This window comes from Picosynechococcus sp. NKBG15041c (assembly GCF_055380235.1).
Genome location: NZ_AP040363.1, coordinates 361,147 through 375,682 on the forward strand (window position 1 = coordinate 361,147; position 14,536 = coordinate 375,682).

General features: G+C 50.0%; 15 protein-coding genes. 4 read left to right on the plus strand and 11 right to left on the minus strand.

Translation table 11 applies throughout. From position 1 onward, the window contains the following. The first annotated feature begins 256 nt into the window (after positions 1 to 256). Positions 257 to 820, plus strand: a complete 564-nt coding sequence (locus tag ACZ45B_RS01780; protein WP_024544748.1) for a hypothetical protein — start codon at positions 257 to 259, stop codon at positions 818 to 820. A gap of 268 nt (positions 821 to 1,088) precedes the next feature. Here ACZ45B_RS01780 and ACZ45B_RS01785 read toward each other — a convergent pair whose 3' ends face one another. Further along, the gene (locus ACZ45B_RS01785) at positions 1,089 to 1,547 is read right to left on the minus strand and encodes an ABA4-like family protein (protein ID WP_096416162.1); all 459 of its coding nucleotides are present in this window, start codon (positions 1,545 to 1,547) and stop codon (positions 1,089 to 1,091) included. Between the two features lie 152 nt (positions 1,548 to 1,699). Here ACZ45B_RS01785 and ACZ45B_RS01790 point away from each other — a divergent pair, with 152 nt between their 5' ends. Further along, a complete protein-coding gene (locus tag ACZ45B_RS01790; protein WP_024544749.1) occupies positions 1,700 to 2,062 on the plus strand; it encodes a DUF1815 family protein in 363 nt (120 codons plus the stop codon). A 108-nt stretch (positions 2,063 to 2,170) separates the two neighbouring features. Here the strand turns inward: ACZ45B_RS01790 and ACZ45B_RS01795 are convergent, their stop codons facing one another. From ACZ45B_RS01795 to ACZ45B_RS01835, 9 genes are all read right to left on the minus strand, one after another. Beyond that, positions 2,171 to 3,049 (minus strand): phosphatidate cytidylyltransferase, encoded by an 879-nt coding sequence (locus ACZ45B_RS01795; RefSeq protein WP_024544750.1) that lies wholly within the window; start codon positions 3,047 to 3,049, stop codon positions 2,171 to 2,173. A gap of 224 nt (positions 3,050 to 3,273) precedes the next feature. Further along, a complete protein-coding gene (cutA, locus tag ACZ45B_RS01800; protein ID WP_024544751.1) occupies positions 3,274 to 3,597 on the minus strand; it encodes a divalent-cation tolerance protein CutA in 324 nt (107 codons plus the stop codon). Further along, positions 3,594 to 5,225 (minus strand): sensor domain-containing diguanylate cyclase, encoded by a 1,632-nt coding sequence (locus ACZ45B_RS01805; protein WP_024544752.1) that lies wholly within the window; start codon positions 5,223 to 5,225, stop codon positions 3,594 to 3,596. The genes cutA and ACZ45B_RS01805 overlap by 4 nt, the downstream gene beginning before the upstream one ends. 345 nt (positions 5,226 to 5,570) lie before the next feature. Further along, entirely contained in the window at positions 5,571 to 6,794 is a 1,224-nt protein-coding gene (chlP, locus tag ACZ45B_RS01810; protein ID WP_024544753.1) for a geranylgeranyl reductase, read from the minus strand. A 245-nt stretch (positions 6,795 to 7,039) separates the two neighbouring features. Further along, positions 7,040 to 7,771 carry a hypothetical protein gene (locus tag ACZ45B_RS01815; protein WP_024544754.1) on the minus strand — a complete coding sequence of 244 codons (732 nt, stop codon included), beginning with the start codon at positions 7,769 to 7,771 and terminating at the stop codon, positions 7,040 to 7,042. 109 nt (positions 7,772 to 7,880) lie between these two features. After that, positions 7,881 to 9,020, minus strand: a complete 1,140-nt coding sequence (locus ACZ45B_RS01820) for a glycosyltransferase (protein ID WP_024544755.1) — start codon at positions 9,018 to 9,020, stop codon at positions 7,881 to 7,883. An 88-nt stretch (positions 9,021 to 9,108) separates the two neighbouring features. Next, positions 9,109 to 9,600: an SMC-Scp complex subunit ScpB gene (gene scpB / locus ACZ45B_RS01825; RefSeq protein ID WP_024544756.1), complete on the minus strand. Its 492-nt coding sequence runs from the start codon at positions 9,598 to 9,600 to the stop codon at positions 9,109 to 9,111. Positions 9,601 to 9,643: 43 nt separating this feature from the next. Next, the gene (locus ACZ45B_RS01830) at positions 9,644 to 10,246 is read right to left on the minus strand and encodes a ribonuclease HII (protein WP_024544757.1); all 603 of its coding nucleotides are present in this window, start codon (positions 10,244 to 10,246) and stop codon (positions 9,644 to 9,646) included. 3 nt (positions 10,247 to 10,249) lie between these two features. Next, a complete protein-coding gene (locus tag ACZ45B_RS01835; RefSeq protein WP_024544758.1) occupies positions 10,250 to 11,128 on the minus strand; it encodes a tetratricopeptide repeat protein in 879 nt (292 codons plus the stop codon). A 181-nt stretch (positions 11,129 to 11,309) separates the two neighbouring features. Here ACZ45B_RS01835 and ACZ45B_RS01840 point away from each other — a divergent pair, with 181 nt between their 5' ends. Together ACZ45B_RS01840 and ACZ45B_RS01845 are read left to right on the plus strand one after the other, a co-directional pair. Then, positions 11,310 to 12,527, plus strand: a complete 1,218-nt coding sequence (locus ACZ45B_RS01840; protein WP_024544759.1) for a DUF790 family protein — start codon at positions 11,310 to 11,312, stop codon at positions 12,525 to 12,527. A gap of 144 nt (positions 12,528 to 12,671) precedes the next feature. Next, positions 12,672 to 13,016 (plus strand): hypothetical protein, encoded by a 345-nt coding sequence (locus tag ACZ45B_RS01845; protein WP_024544760.1) that lies wholly within the window; start codon positions 12,672 to 12,674, stop codon positions 13,014 to 13,016. A 135-nt stretch (positions 13,017 to 13,151) separates the two neighbouring features. Here the strand turns inward: ACZ45B_RS01845 and asnS are convergent, their stop codons facing one another. Then, the gene (gene asnS, locus ACZ45B_RS01850; RefSeq protein WP_024544761.1) at positions 13,152 to 14,534 is read right to left on the minus strand and encodes an asparagine--tRNA ligase; all 1,383 of its coding nucleotides are present in this window, start codon (positions 14,532 to 14,534) and stop codon (positions 13,152 to 13,154) included. Positions 14,535 to 14,536: the final 2 nt, after the last annotated feature.

The window sequence follows — 14,536 nt, forward strand, 5'->3', positions numbered from 1 at the left end:
AGTTCGTCATAAAAACCCAACATAAATTTACATTCTTTGACTTCTCCCTGACTTTTTTGGAGATCAAGAATTACTTTATGAATTTATGAAAAGAAAGACCGAGATATCCTTCCATCAACGGTTGGCCTCACGTTACAGTGAAGTGTAAGAAAATCAAATATCAAGCCACGAAAAAAGTTGTCGACCTGTAATCAAAATTTTTTCGGGGTGGCGTAGGGGTTTTTAGCAGTTGATAATTGATATCAGGGAGCGCAAGATGATGTGGCAAACTTTAAGCAAATTCGCAAAAAATCTCTTCATTCGGCCTGCTGCCCTTTTGTTAGGACTAGGTCTGACGGCGATCGCCCCAACCCCTAATTTCGCTGCTCCCCTCGAGCATCCCCACATAAGCTCCCGCGAAAGTTCTGCCGATTCGCTCAATATCAGACTTATCGCCCAACAGCAGAGCGCCATATTCGTCTATGGAACTTCTCCCATTGCCCAACAGTGGGGCCAGGATTACATGGTGCTCCAGGTAGATTTTGATAACCACGTCCAAGGCGCTTTCTACCAGGTGGATTCAGAGTATGCTTGTTTTTCGGGTGAAATCCACAACGGTAAGCTAGACCTGGCAGTGATTGATCCCTATGAGCAAGTCGCTTACGCCTATCAACTGGATTACACCGCCCAAGGTTATCTGGCGAATGGTGGCGATCGCCCAGTTTTACAATTTATTCCCGAGGGCTTTCAACCCATCAATGTTCCTAGTGAATTAGACTATGCCCTCCTCCAAGAATGTGGCGGCACAATACCCCAAACAAAGGCTATGGTTGAGACCTAGGAAATAAAAGCAATTTCCCCATCGACAAAAAACTCAGAGACTTATTCCATTTCTGAACACTGTTGACTATTCCCTAAACAGGGAGAATTAGTTGGCGTCGTAATTGCCAAGAAAGTTGACAATTCCCCACCTTAGAGATGGAGAGATTTTTTGTTCAACGATTCAACTTGCCCTAACAGAAAAAATTCAGCCAAGGCAATAGCAGTGAGCAACGAGCGATCGCCAATTGTTGCTCTTTCTGGTTAGCCATCAAAAATCGACCACTGGCTTAACTTCCTTCCCCTTGGGTTTGTTGTTGTCGTTGCCAAGCTACCGTTCCCCAAGTCGTCATTAGGTGACAGAGAAGTCCTGCTGGCCCAGCAAAGAGACAGAGGGCCAAAGAATGGCGTGTGAAAATATTTCTTTCTAACCCCTGTTGATAAATCCAACGGCCTACAAACAGATCCATCACCAGGAAGTGAGTCCACCCCGTCGCCATCACTGGAGGCAAAGAAAATAAGGCGGCTAGGTCACCAAGGGTTGGATTTGACCAAATGGCAGCTTGATCTGGGTCGAGGGAGAGCGCAAATAAGGCGATATAAACCACCGCCAAAACCGCAAAGGGAACTAAGGAATCCATTACTTTTTGGGTGACCTGCCACCGGGGGGCCAGAACCATCAATCCCCAAAAGGGCAAAACAAAAATATTGGTAAAGTTAAATACAATTTCTAAGTTTTCTAACGTCATATTGCTTACAGATAACGGTGTAGATAGGCTTTGGGGTGCACTTGGGTATGATAACCGTAGCGTATCAATCTGGCGTATTGCCCCTGGCAAATTTAAATCTTAAAAAAGTATTAAAAGGTTTAAAATAGTCGTGTCACTATGGAGACAATAAGGTGTTTATTCGACTGGCTCAACAGCATCGTGATTTCGTCAAAGACCTCGTCATGAGTCTACAGGCCCTGGCGATCGCCCTCGAAAACCGTGGTTATCTCGCTTCTTGCTATACCTGTGGCGCTGAACTCAACAGTGCGTCCTTCATGGTAAGCCTAGGCGAAAATCATCTGATCCGTTTTCTTGTTTCCGACTATGGCATCACCTGGACCGAGATGCGTGACGAGCGGGAGCTCATGAAGCTGGAAGGGGCCGAAGCGATTAGTCAGCTCCAAGAGCTTGCCAACATGATCAAGTATCAACGGGAACTGCCCAAAGAATTTTCTTACCAGCGCCCCGAAACAGAATCGCTAATAACCCTCTAAGGAACAGTAAATTTCTCTCAATTGTTTACGACGCTGCAAAAAGGATCTCTGGTATGAAAATTCAGAGATCCTTTTTAAAGGATTCAATTTCGATGCGTGGAATTGCCCCTAGGGACTGAATATCGGCAGGCAGATCGTGACGAATAAATAGACCACAGGGGCAGTAAACACATAACTATCTGTGCGGTCGAGAATGCCGCCATGACCAGGAATCAACTGTCCGGAGTCTTTAAAGCCTGCATCTCGCTTCATGATCGACTCAGTCAAGTCTCCCAATAGGGTTGTGACGCTGATTAAAAAGCCGAGTAATGTGCCGGTGAGTGGCCACCAAGCCCAGTCCAGATACCAAGCGCCGGCGATCGCCACGGCAATGGTCCCTAGGGCACCGAAAATCGCTCCTTCTACTGTTTTTTTAGGGCTAATGGCAGAGAGTTTGGTTTTGCCGAGCCATTTTCCCATAAAGTATGCGCCGATGTCTGCTGCCCAAATACAGACCATCACCACAAAAGTAAGCTTGAGGGCGTGGGGCAGATCAAACCATTCTGTCCAGGAGGCAGGCAGATAACCATAAAATGGGAGGTTACTAACGGCCTGGGTTTCCGCAAGGCTACCCATCCGCAAACGCACCCAGTAACTCGGCATATAACCACCATAGAAAAGGCCCAAAATCGACGTGGACATATCGGCGATCGTTGCCATTTTTGGCTGGAACAACAGATAGAAACAAATGAAGGTTCCGGCGAGGGGGAAGAGGGCGTCGGCTAAGCCGGGGTTGAGGGTGGCAATAACTAAGAGCAGTTGAGAGACAATCAAGGTGCTTTTGACTGCTGGTGCTAATCCTTTTGCCCGAACCATCCGGAAATATTCCTGCTGGCCAAGGAACACCAAAATGCCCATTCCGCAGGTAAAGTACCAGCCCCCTAAAACAATGAGGGTTAAGGCGAGGGCGATCGCCACTACACCACTAATGATTCGCGACAAAGACATAGGCTTGCAAGCTCATGGCTGGGGGCATTCGATAAAAGAATTAAAGCAATTCCCCCATGGTTGTTAAAGAAAATTTTATCAAACGTTAACAGGATCCATTGCCTGACTGGGAGGAATTCTTACGGGTAGGACTGTTTTCCCCAAGGGTCTTGACCCAGTACAGTACTTGGAGATGCTAACACAGCTATTTTCCTCGCTGCCAAAAGCTTAACCTTACACAAGATTTAGGGCGGTTCTGGGAAAAGATTTGTGCTAATCCATGCCCCGTAAGTTGCTTCTACATGTTCCAGGGCGATCGCATAGATTGCCGGCAGCTCGTAGGGATGATTTGCTTTAATCAAAGCTTCCAAGGCCGCATATTGCTCGTTCGTGATTTTACAGGAGAGGCGAAATTCTGGTTCCTGTTGCAGGGCTCCTTCCCAATAATAAAAGCTTTCGATGCTATCAATGTGAATACAAGCCGCTAAACGCTGCGCCATAATTTCCTGCGCCAATTTTTGGGCCGCTTGGTGATCATTAACAGTGGTGATAACGATGAGATATTTCATGGTGATTGCCAGCGGACTAAACGTCGTTTTCCTGTGTTTTTCGCTTTGTAGAGAGCTTGATCGGCTAAATCTAAAACCATCTCAAGCTTTTCATCATCCGTTGGCCAAAAGGCCAGTCCGATGCTCGTCCCAATGTTCGCGGTGCAATTTCCTAAATGGAAGGGCTGGGCGATCGCCTCAAGGATTCTGTGGGCAACGATTTCAGCAATATGTTCTCCCTCATCAACCGGTAGGGGCAGCAAGAGCAAAAATTCATCGCCCCCAAGCCGAATTCCAGCTTGATTTGGTCGCAGTTCTGCCTGTAAGCGGTAAGCCACGGCTTTGAGCAGCTCATCTCCGGCGCTATGGCCATAGTGGTCATTGACCTGTTTAAAACCGTCAAGATCGAGGGCTAAAACAGCCAGTACTTGCTTCCGAGGCAATACCCTTTGATATTCTGCCAGTAGTAGACGTAATCCTTCTCGATTTGCCAAGCCGGTGAGGGGGTCTGCTCGGGAAACTTTTTCGGCTAATTGACGGGCTGCATATTCTTGTTTGCCTTCCTCATGGAGGCGGTAAATGGCCTGCTTAACAGTCTCAATTTCGTCTTTGACGTGCGCTGAAGCAGGGGTGGTTGATTCTGAATTGAGACGCAACTGTAATGCTTGGCTGATGGAACTCAAGCGCCGTAGGGGCCGGCTAATCCACCCGGACAGATACCAAATGCCGACCATGGAGATTCCCCCTATGGTCAGGGAATAAATCCAGATATTATGGATGAGCTGTTGGGCTGGGGCCAAGGCGATCGCCTCCGGTTGTCGAGCCACAGTGAACCAGCCCAAACCGGAATAATCCTGGTAGCCATCAGTGCGGCGAATATCTGTTAGGTAATAGATGCCATCGGGCCACTGGAGGGTCACTTCACGGGATTCACCCGACTCAATGTCAGCAAGGGGTAAAAAGGCCATTGACGAGCCATCCACAATTTCTTCTGGCCCTAACAATTTATTGCCATCGGCCGACACGACAAATAGCTCTTTTTGATTATCCCCAGCTAAAGGTGCCATGAGAGAGACTCGGGTATCCTGGGCCCATTCCCAACTGAGGTGGGCCGCTAAAACCCCCTGAAACTCGCCATTATCGGTGACGACGGGAATCGCAATATCGACAAATTGAATCGGTTCTCCATTGGGTAGGCGGGGAAACTGACTGGCCAATAACACCGCGTCGTGGACATCGCCGATAAATTCTCCCTGGCGACCTTCTTGAAACACAGGACGCTGGGCGATAGATTCTCCTTCAAGGATTTGGCCAGTGGCGATATCCACCGTACCTTCTGGATCAAGAAAGCCCATCCAGGTAAACATCGGTAAAAAATCCTGGGTCTGCTCTAATAGTCGTCTGGCTTCATTTTCCCGCTGGCGATCGCCAAACACTGGCGTCACCGCTAACGTTCTCATCTCATTGCGCCTTGCCCACATGCGTAAATCCAGTAGGGTCGCAAACTGGAGATTAATATCCCTGAGGTAGCCCGTCGCTGCTGCTTTGCTATTTTCCGTGGCTTGGAGGCCCACTAAAAAGCTTACCAATGCCCCCACCAACAATAAAGTTAGTCCATAGGTGATTGTTAGGCGCTGTCGGTAATTCATCCCAGAAAAAAGTCAAAGGCAATGCGATGGTAACAAAGAAAATCTTTGCCATCTAGAGTAAAAATTTCCAATGAGGAACGCAAGAAAAAATGCATTTTATTTACATTTTCAATAATTCAATCAAAAGGTCAATTAGGTAGTTTTAGAAGTGTTTAAAATTGTTGCCTTACTTAATGAATCTTGCAATTGAGAGAACTTTTATCTGGAATTGATAAAAAATCAGCTTAGCTTAAGAAAGGTAAACAAGCTTTTTAACCAACTTTTGCTAAGACAATAAAAAAAGGATCACGAACGTGATCCCCGATACTCTTATTATTGAGTCTAAATGAATATTTACGCTGAGAGCTAGGGCGCAAGGGCATTGCCTCGGAGCAGACTACCGATGGTTTTCGCGGTAATTTTCATCTGCTTGAGGGGATTAGCGGGAACAACGGTTTTGTACAGGTAGCTGTCAAAAGTGAGCTTCTGGACGTCGATGTCAGCGCACATTTCCACAAAGGCTTCCCGAGTAGCGTCGGAGCGGTAGAACACCCGCTGAAGAATGTCGAGGACGAGGTAAGTCGCACCGTACTTCTTATCCCAACGCTTGAGGTATTGCTTGAGGTCTGCTTCGGTGGGAACCCGTTGGCCGTTGTTAGAGGCTTCGACGATGACTTCAGCACACATCCGCGCGGATTTCGCCGCGAAGTAAATCCCTTCCCCGGAGGACTTGGTGACAGTACCAGCCGCATCACCGACGAGGGCGACCCGACCGACAACCCGGCGGGGTCTGGGATGTTCGGGAATGGGGTGGGCTTCTACCTTAATGATTTCGCCCCCTTCAAGGCGCTTGGCGGCCCGGGTGCGGATGCCGGCTTGGAGTTCTTTGATACGGGCTTGGTTTACCTTCATGGTGCCAGTACCGACGGCCACGTGGTCATATTTGGGGAAGACCCAGGCATAGAAGTCGGGGGAAACGTCGTCACCCACATACATTTCTGCCAGCTCTTCGTAGTAGGCCATTTTGTCTTGGGGCAGACGAATGCGCTCTTGGAAGGCGATCGCATAGTTATAATCACCGGCGTCAATGGCCTTGGCGATACGAGAATTAGCCCCGTCAGCACCGATCACGAGGTCTACTTTGAGGATTTTCATTTCCCCTTTTACTTCGCCATTGGAGTGGTCGGAGTAATGGAGAACATAGGGATCCGTATTGTTGCTAGGAATGTCGAGCTTGAAAACGGTGCCATTGATCAAGTTTGCCCCAAGGTCAGCGGCGCGGTTACGCATGAAGCTGTCCATCACTTCCCGGCGACACATGCCGATGTATTCGCCATCTTTGAGGGTTTGACCGATATCCACTTCAATGTTGGAAGGGGAGATCATTTTCATCTTCCGTACCCGGCGATCGATGATCTCTGGGGGTAAGTCAAATTCGTCAACCATACAGAGGGGAATCGCCCCACCGCAGGGTTTGGCATTATCTAGTTTGCGCTCGAAAATGTAGGTTTCGATGCCGGCTTTGGCTAAGATTTCGGCGGCGGAAGAACCAGCTGGCCCTCCTCCCACAACAGCGACCCGTAGTACCAAGGCTTTGCTCCTCGTCTCGTGAACTATACGTTGGGCATGGTATCACGGAGTCTTTGGGACTTGCAGGCGATCGCCAAGGTTTCAGAAAATCTCGCAATAGACCTTAACAAGTTTGTTAAAAAAGTTAATGTTTAGTCCACAAGAGGCAAGTTTGATCCAAGAGGATCTTCTATCAAAACTCTTCAGCATACTCTGGTTATCCCCCTAGAGTTGGGGAGATAAGCGTCAACCCTAGGGGAAGGAATTTACAAGTTGGAGGTTGCCTTGGAGTCTTGAGGCATTTCACGGCCCGTCACTCGGAAAGCCATGACTAGCGTTGAAAGGGCGATCGCCCCCAGAGCAAAGGCATTAAGACCGACCAGCAGTCTCGGCCCCCAAAGTCGCCGCTCTAGATCCTGTAAAAAAGCCGGGTGGGAACCAGCAAAAATAATTTCGCTCTGAACACCATGGTTTCCGGCTGGCGGCTGTGGCCCCACGGGAGCGTCGATAACTTCTTTTTGGCCGATGATGACTACCTGTTGCCGGGGATTGAGAAAGCGTAAATTTCTGTCTAGGGGCCAGTTGCGGGGCTCGTAGCTCTCATCATCGATGGCGATCTGGGTATCATCTAGATCAAAGAAAATCGTTTGGGGCGTCCAGAGGCCATTGTCATCTACATAGGCGAGATACTCGTTGTTGCGGCCCCGTACTGGATTATCTGGACTAGCTACCGCCACCACCGCCACAGGTTGTCCGGCATCAATGGCCTGGAGCGCCTGGAAAGTGGTGACCGGTTCTAGGCTAGCCTGGCGTTGGAGCTGTTGTTGGGCATGGTAGGCGATCGCCAAATTGATCCCCAGCATCAGCATCAGCGCCCCCACAACCGGAACAAAACGTTGGGTAAACTGCTTAAAGCCCTTAAGGCGAGGGATCCCAACGCGAAACAGCAATAAGGCGATCGCCACCCCCAGAAGAAGAATCAATAAATTTATGACCATCACGATCCAGGCAATGCATGTTTATGGCTAACTGCCTTTAGGGTAGCGGTAAATCTCGCCTAAGACAGCCGCCATCTGCCGAAAATTCCGTTTAAATCACTTTAATTAATCAAGCCGCAGTGGAGAGGGTGCTGGTTTTAGCCAAAACCTGGCGATAATATCCCCGTAGTTGTTCCGTCGCCGCTGCCCAGCCCCATTTTTCTGCTTCCTGACGGGCCTGAATCCGTAACCTTTCCCGTTGGGTTGCATCCATGGCGAGGAGCTTTTGGGTCGCTTTTACGGCCCCGTCGGGATCTTGGGGGTCGAACATAAAACCATTTTCCCCATCGGTGACAATATCCGGGATGCCACCAGAATTAGCGGCCACCACCGGACAACCGGCGGCCATCGCTTCTAGGAGAACCAAGCCAAGGGTTTCGGTGCGGGAGGGGAAGACAAAGGCATCGGCGGAGGCAAAGGCGGAAGCCAGCTCTAAGCCTTGGAGATAGCCAACGAAGTGGGTATTCGTGCTAGCAAAATGCTCTTCTAGTTCGGCGCGATAGGGACCATCGCCGACGATCGCCAAGCGGGATCCGGGGATCGCTTCAAGAACAGGTTTAATCTGGTCGATTTGTTTCTCGGCTGAAACCCGGCCTACATAGAGCAACAAAGGCGCTTCCGGGTGACCCTGGGATAGGCGATCGCGCATTTTGTCAGACTTTAGACTGGGCTGGAACATCTCCGTATCGACGCCCCGTTGCCAGAGATCGAGGTGCTTAATACCGTGGGCCCGCAGCTCTTCCACCATCGCTGTAGAGGTGCAGAGGTTTAATTCTGCCTGGTTATGGGCAGCCTTAAGGAGTTCCCAGAGGAGCCCTTCTAGAGCGCCCAGGCCGTAGTGTTGGAGATATTGGGGCAGATGGGTATGGTAGGAGGCCATCAAGGGAATATGCAGTTTTTTCGCGAAGAAAATGCCCCCCAAGCCAAGGATCGCTGGGTTCACTACGTGGACCAGATCCGGTTGAAATCTTTCGAGTGCTTTGCCCACCGACGGCCCCGGAAAGGCCATTTTTAGCTCAGGGTACCAGGGGAGGGGATTGCCTTTAACGCCATAGACCGCAGCGCCTTTATGTTCCCGTAGGCCACCGTCGGGGCAGAATACCATCACTTGATCGCCGCTGCGTTGGAGGTGATCGACGGTGTGACGCAGCCTGGTGACAATCCCATCGACTTTCGGCAAGAAGGTTTCGGTAAACAGAGCTATACGCATGGCGATCGCAAACGAAGAAACGGGTTTGTCTGTAGGGTATCAGACAAGGTGACATTTCTTCACAGTGAATCGGGCTTTTCGAGAGAGGCTAAGGGGTTTCAGGCACAGAAGAGGAATCTAGGTCAGCGGCGTCAAACTCAAAATATTGGTGGAATTTATCGCTCACCTCTAACCAATAGGAGCGGCCTTCCTGTTGCCGCCGCCGTTTAATAAAGCCCTGGGCTAGTAGATCCTGGATGTGTTGGTAAGCACCGCTGCCCCGCAGTTCAATCAGTTCTGTTTGCAGAATGGGCGATTTGAGGGCGATCGCCGCAAGGGTTCTCTGGGCGCCGACGCTGAGTTCTGTGGGGATGAGGTTGGTAACCAGAGCTTGGCAACTTTCCCGTAGTTGGAGGCTATAACCCGCTGGGGTTTCCACTACTTCGAGGGCACTGTCCCGGTGGGCATAATCATCCATCAGCTCCAGTAGGGCATCGGCTACCAGATGCAGCGGTTGTCCGGCAGTTTCGGCCAAATCTTCAAGGCTGAGGGGCTGGGCTTTGATGTAAAGAATCGCCTCTAGGGTGGTGGCAAGCTTCATGGGGCAGACCAAAGGAATGGTTTAGCCTTCCACTGTATCGGCTTTATTCCTGGGGGAGCAAGAGTGATAATTGCTGGGGCGGCGGCTGGATCTTAAAACTTTGGCGATGGTGGGGGGTCAGTCCATGTTGCCAAATGGCCTGGCGGTGTTTTTGGGTGCCGTAACCTTTATTTTGAGCGAGGTCGTAGGCCGGGTAAATTTCAGCCAGGGCAATCATTTCTCGATCTCGGTGTACCTTAGCAAGGATGCTCGCCGCCGCGATCGCCTTTATTTTGCTGTCCCCTTGGATAATAGCCTGCTGGGGATAATCGAGCTTGGGAATGGTTTGGCGACCATCGACGAAAATTTCCGCAGGTTTCAGCTGCAACTGCCCAACGGCCCTGGTCATGGCCAGGAAGGTTGCTTGCAAAATATTGAACTGATCGATTTCGGCCACCGACGCCGAGGCGATCGCCCAATCACTCACAAGCTGCTTAATCTGAGGCACTAAACTTTCCCGCCGTTTGGCAGAGAGCTTTTTGCTGTCGGTGACCCCCAGGTCAGCCAAGGCTTTTTCCTGGGACTTATCCACGACCACCACCGCCGCCACCACCGGCCCAAACAGACAGCCCCGGCCCACTTCATCAACCCCTGCAATCAGTGCCATGACCTAGGCCTGATATTTGTCGTACAGCCGCGCCAATCTATCCCACACCTTCAAGGAGCGCAGGGGTTCAAAACAGACGGCGGTTTCGGCCTCGGGGTAATAAATTTCTGGATCGAGGAGAATTGCTTCTTCCAGACTGTTAAACGCTTCTTGGTAATCGCCCACCTGGGCAAAACAATAGGCCTGTGCGTACCAAGTTTCGGCATCCTCTGGCAGATCCACGAGGGCTTGCTCAAAGGATTCGATCGCCTCTGGATAATTCCTCAGACTTTCGAGAACGCGGCCCCGTTGGTACCAAGCCCAAAAATCACTGGGTTTCGCTTCGAGGGCACGGTCATAGCTGGTGAGGGCAGCCTCTGGCTTTCCCCAAGTGCGGAGGGCATCTCCCCGGCGGGACCAGCTCCAATAATCACCGGGACGTAAATCTAAGGCACGGTCATAGCAGGCGATCGCCCGGGCGTAATTCTCCAGGAGCCGCCAACATTCCCCCTGGCGATAGGTGGCCCAATAATCGTCGGGTTGGACAGCGAGGGCTTTTTCAAAACAGGAAATTGCCTGGGCATAGAGCTTTAACGCTTCCATGTATAAGCAACCCTGGTCATACCAAGACCAATAGTTTTGGGGTGACACCAAACAGGCCCGTTGGTAGGCGGCGATCGCCTCGTCAATATCTCCTAACTTTTCGGAAGCGAGGGCTAGGTGATACCAAGACCAATAATCACGGGGATGATATTCCAAAGCCTTTTCATAGCAGAGGCGGGCTTCGTTAATGTTTCCCTCTCGCCAGCGGAGTTGTCCCTGTTGGTACCAGCCTTGGTAGTTGTCGGGACGGCATTCGAGGGGACGATAGGTTGTGCAAGCCACGGTCGATAAATTTTCCATCCCAAGAAAGATTGCGCGTTTTGCGTTATTGAGGTGCTACTTCTACGATAACGGATTGCTTAAGGTAATCTAAAGGGCTGTTTTGGTAGACTTTTGGCTATTTTTTCTAGCCAAGCTAATCAAGCTAGGTTTGGGGACGAATTGCACATCCTCATGTTCTGTAACAAATTTTACGATTCTTATGCTGCCTTCAGATTTGTTAATACATCGTCGCCAGGGGGAAAGTCTAATTCCCAAATATTTGAAGCCCGATAAACAGGCGATCGCCTTGGCAGAATTGTTGATTGATTGTTTTCAACGTTGCCAGGGAGAGCCCCAAAAGGTTTTGCAGAGCGAACTCCAGGAAATCGAAGGTGAAAGCACAGATTTTAAGGTGCAACGGGGTTTGGCCCACCTCCTCAAAAATCACTTCAGCACCTTTGAAATCATCAGTCCCCTAGAGCCCCAAATGTTGCGGGAAAAGGTCTTCGCCCAGGCCGCTGTCAATGTGCCAATTCCCGAGCAACGGTTAGAAATTCTGGAGGCGATCGCCACGGAGCTGAGCACCGCCTTAGACCAGAACGTTACACCAGAAGCGATCGCCGCCGGTCTCTATGCCGATTTGCCCGAAAATCACATCCTCACCGAATTCACAGCCCCCACCCCAACCGCCCTCATCGATCGCTACAATCTCTCCCAAGTGCAGGGGATTTTTTACAAAGCCAGTCACCTGATCATCCATGCCCATCGCAATGACCCAGGGGAATATAAGCTGCTATTTCGTTATCTAAAGCTCTTTCAACTGATGACCTACATCGAAGGAGATGCAGACACGGGCTTTACGATCACCATCGACGGCCCAAGCAGTTTGTTTAAAGCTAGTACTCGCTATGGCTTGGCGATCGCCAAAATGCTGCCGGCCCTGCTCCACGTGAGCAGGTGGCAACTAGAGGCTCACCTGCAATACAAAGACACCTACAGCAACACCATCCGCCAGGGACAATTTTGCCTCGATGACAGTTGTAATCTCGTTAGCCACTATCCCCCCGGCAAGCCCTATGACAGTATGCTCGAAGAATCTTTTGTGAAAGGCTGGCAAAAGCTGAAAACTGACTGGCAGTTAGAGCGGGAGGTAGAGCTAATTCCTTTACCAGGGAGTGTGATGATTCCCGACTTTCGTCTCGTGCATCCCGATGGCCGAGAATATCTGTTGGAAATTGTCGGTTACTGGCGGCCGGAATATCTTCAGAAAAAATTTGCCCAGATTCGCCGCGCCGCACAGCCCAATTTCATTATTGCCATTTCAGAACGCCTCAATCTCCAAAAAGCTGGCGTGAAATTTGATGATTTACCGAATCCGATTATTTGGTTTAAAAACAAACTACTTGCAAAAGATATCTTGAAAGTGATTGAGAATTGAACACTGCCATTTGAGGAAAAACATAACTTTCGTGATGCTTATCGTTCCAAAAGAGCAAGTAACCTGATGTTGATCATATTTCTTTTTAATCCAGAAGAAGAAAATGATTTACGATTAGCTCAAAATCTTCATTTGTTTTAGATCATGGACAAAATCGTCGATACAATCGCTGCCTTGGGCGTCCCCGGTCTAATTTTGTTGGTGGCAATGGCGATTTCTGGCTGGGCTGGGGCGGCGGCGATTACCAGTGCTTTGGCAATGTTGGGCGGCCCATTTGGGATGCTGGGAGGAATCGCCATGCTGGGTGTACTCAGTCTAATCGCCAAAGGGATCGCCCAATACGGATTTGAAAGACTTTTTGAAAATGTCGTAATTGAATTAAGAAAACAAGGAAAAACCAAGTCAGATATTGAAAGAGAAGTTTTGCGATATCCTATTTCGCGAGAATTAAAGCTCAAAATCAAAGAATACTTAAACAATTTAGCCTAGAACCAGACAATCAATCAAAGCAAGCCAATGTCATCGATGTCCAGCTTTAACTGAATTATATTTCTGGCTGAGACTGCATATTTGAGTAAAAGATGAGCCCCTAGGGATGTCTATTTCTAGGGGCTCATCAGCACGTTAGAATTCAGCGTTTAGAGGGGTGCGGGGGAAAGGAATCACATCGCGGATATTGCCCATCCCCGTCATAAACTGCACCAACCGTTCAAAGCCGAGGCCAAAGCCAGCATGGGGCACAGTGCCGAAACGCCGGAGATCGAGATACCACCATAGATCATCGGCGATAATGCCCATCTCTTGGATGCGCCGTTCCAACACATCGAGCCGTTCTTCCCGCTGGGAACCGCCAATAATCTCACCAATTTTTGGGGCCAACACATCCATCGCCGCCACGGTTTGGTTGTCATCGTTGAGGCGCATGTAGAAGGCTTTAATATCCTTCGGGTAGTTGGTGACAATCAGAGGCTTTTTAAACAACTCTTCTGCCAAATAGCGCTCGTGTTCTGACTGGAGATCGATGCCCCATTCCACCGGAAATTCAAAGGTTTTACTGCTTTTTTCTAACAGGGCGATCGCCTCGGTGTAGGTAATGCGGGCGAACTCATTATCGATGATGTTTTGGGCGGTAGCGAGGACGGAGTTGTCGATGCGCTGGTTAAAAAATTCCATATCCTCTGGGCAAGTTTCCAACACATATTTAAAGATATAGCGCAAAAATTCTTCGGCTAAATCTTGGTCGCCGATAATGTCGCAGAAGGCCATCTCCGGCTCCACCATCCAAAATTCTGCCAGGTGGCGCGAGGTGTTAGAATTTTCTGCCCGGAAGGTGGGACCAAAGGTATAGACATTTTTAAAGGCCATGGCCATCACTTCCGCTTCGAGCTGACCACTGACCGTGAGATAGGCAGGCCGGCCAAAGAAGTCTTCGGCGTAATCAATCGCCCCCTCTTTTGTGCGTTTTGGGTTAGCCAGGTCGAAATTAGTGACCGCAAACATTTCCCCTGCCCCTTCGCAATCGCTGGCGGTAATAACCGGCGTGTGGGCCCAGATGAAGCCCCGTTCTTGGAAAAATTGATGGATGGCTGTGGCACAGGCATTACGGACCCGCATCACCGCGCCCATGGTGTTGGTCTTGCCTCGCAGGTGGCCGATGGTGCGCAAAAATTCAAAGCTGTGGCGTTTTTTCTGGAGGGGATAGGTTTCGGGATCGGCTTCTCCGTGCACAGTGACTGCTTGGGCCTGGAGTTCGATCCGTTGCCCTTTGCCAGGAGATTCCACCACTAGCCCCGTCGCGGTGACGGATGCGCCCGTATTGAGCTTTTTGATTATGGCTTCATAGTCGGCCAGGTTGCCATCGATAATCACCTGGAGCCCATTCATGGTGGAGCCATCGCTCAGTTCAATAAAAGAAAATCCCTTCAGCTCCCGTTTCGTTTTGACCCACCCCTCGGCGGTGATGGTGCTGTTGATGACGGCGGTGGTGAGGATTTCCTTAATGCGCATGG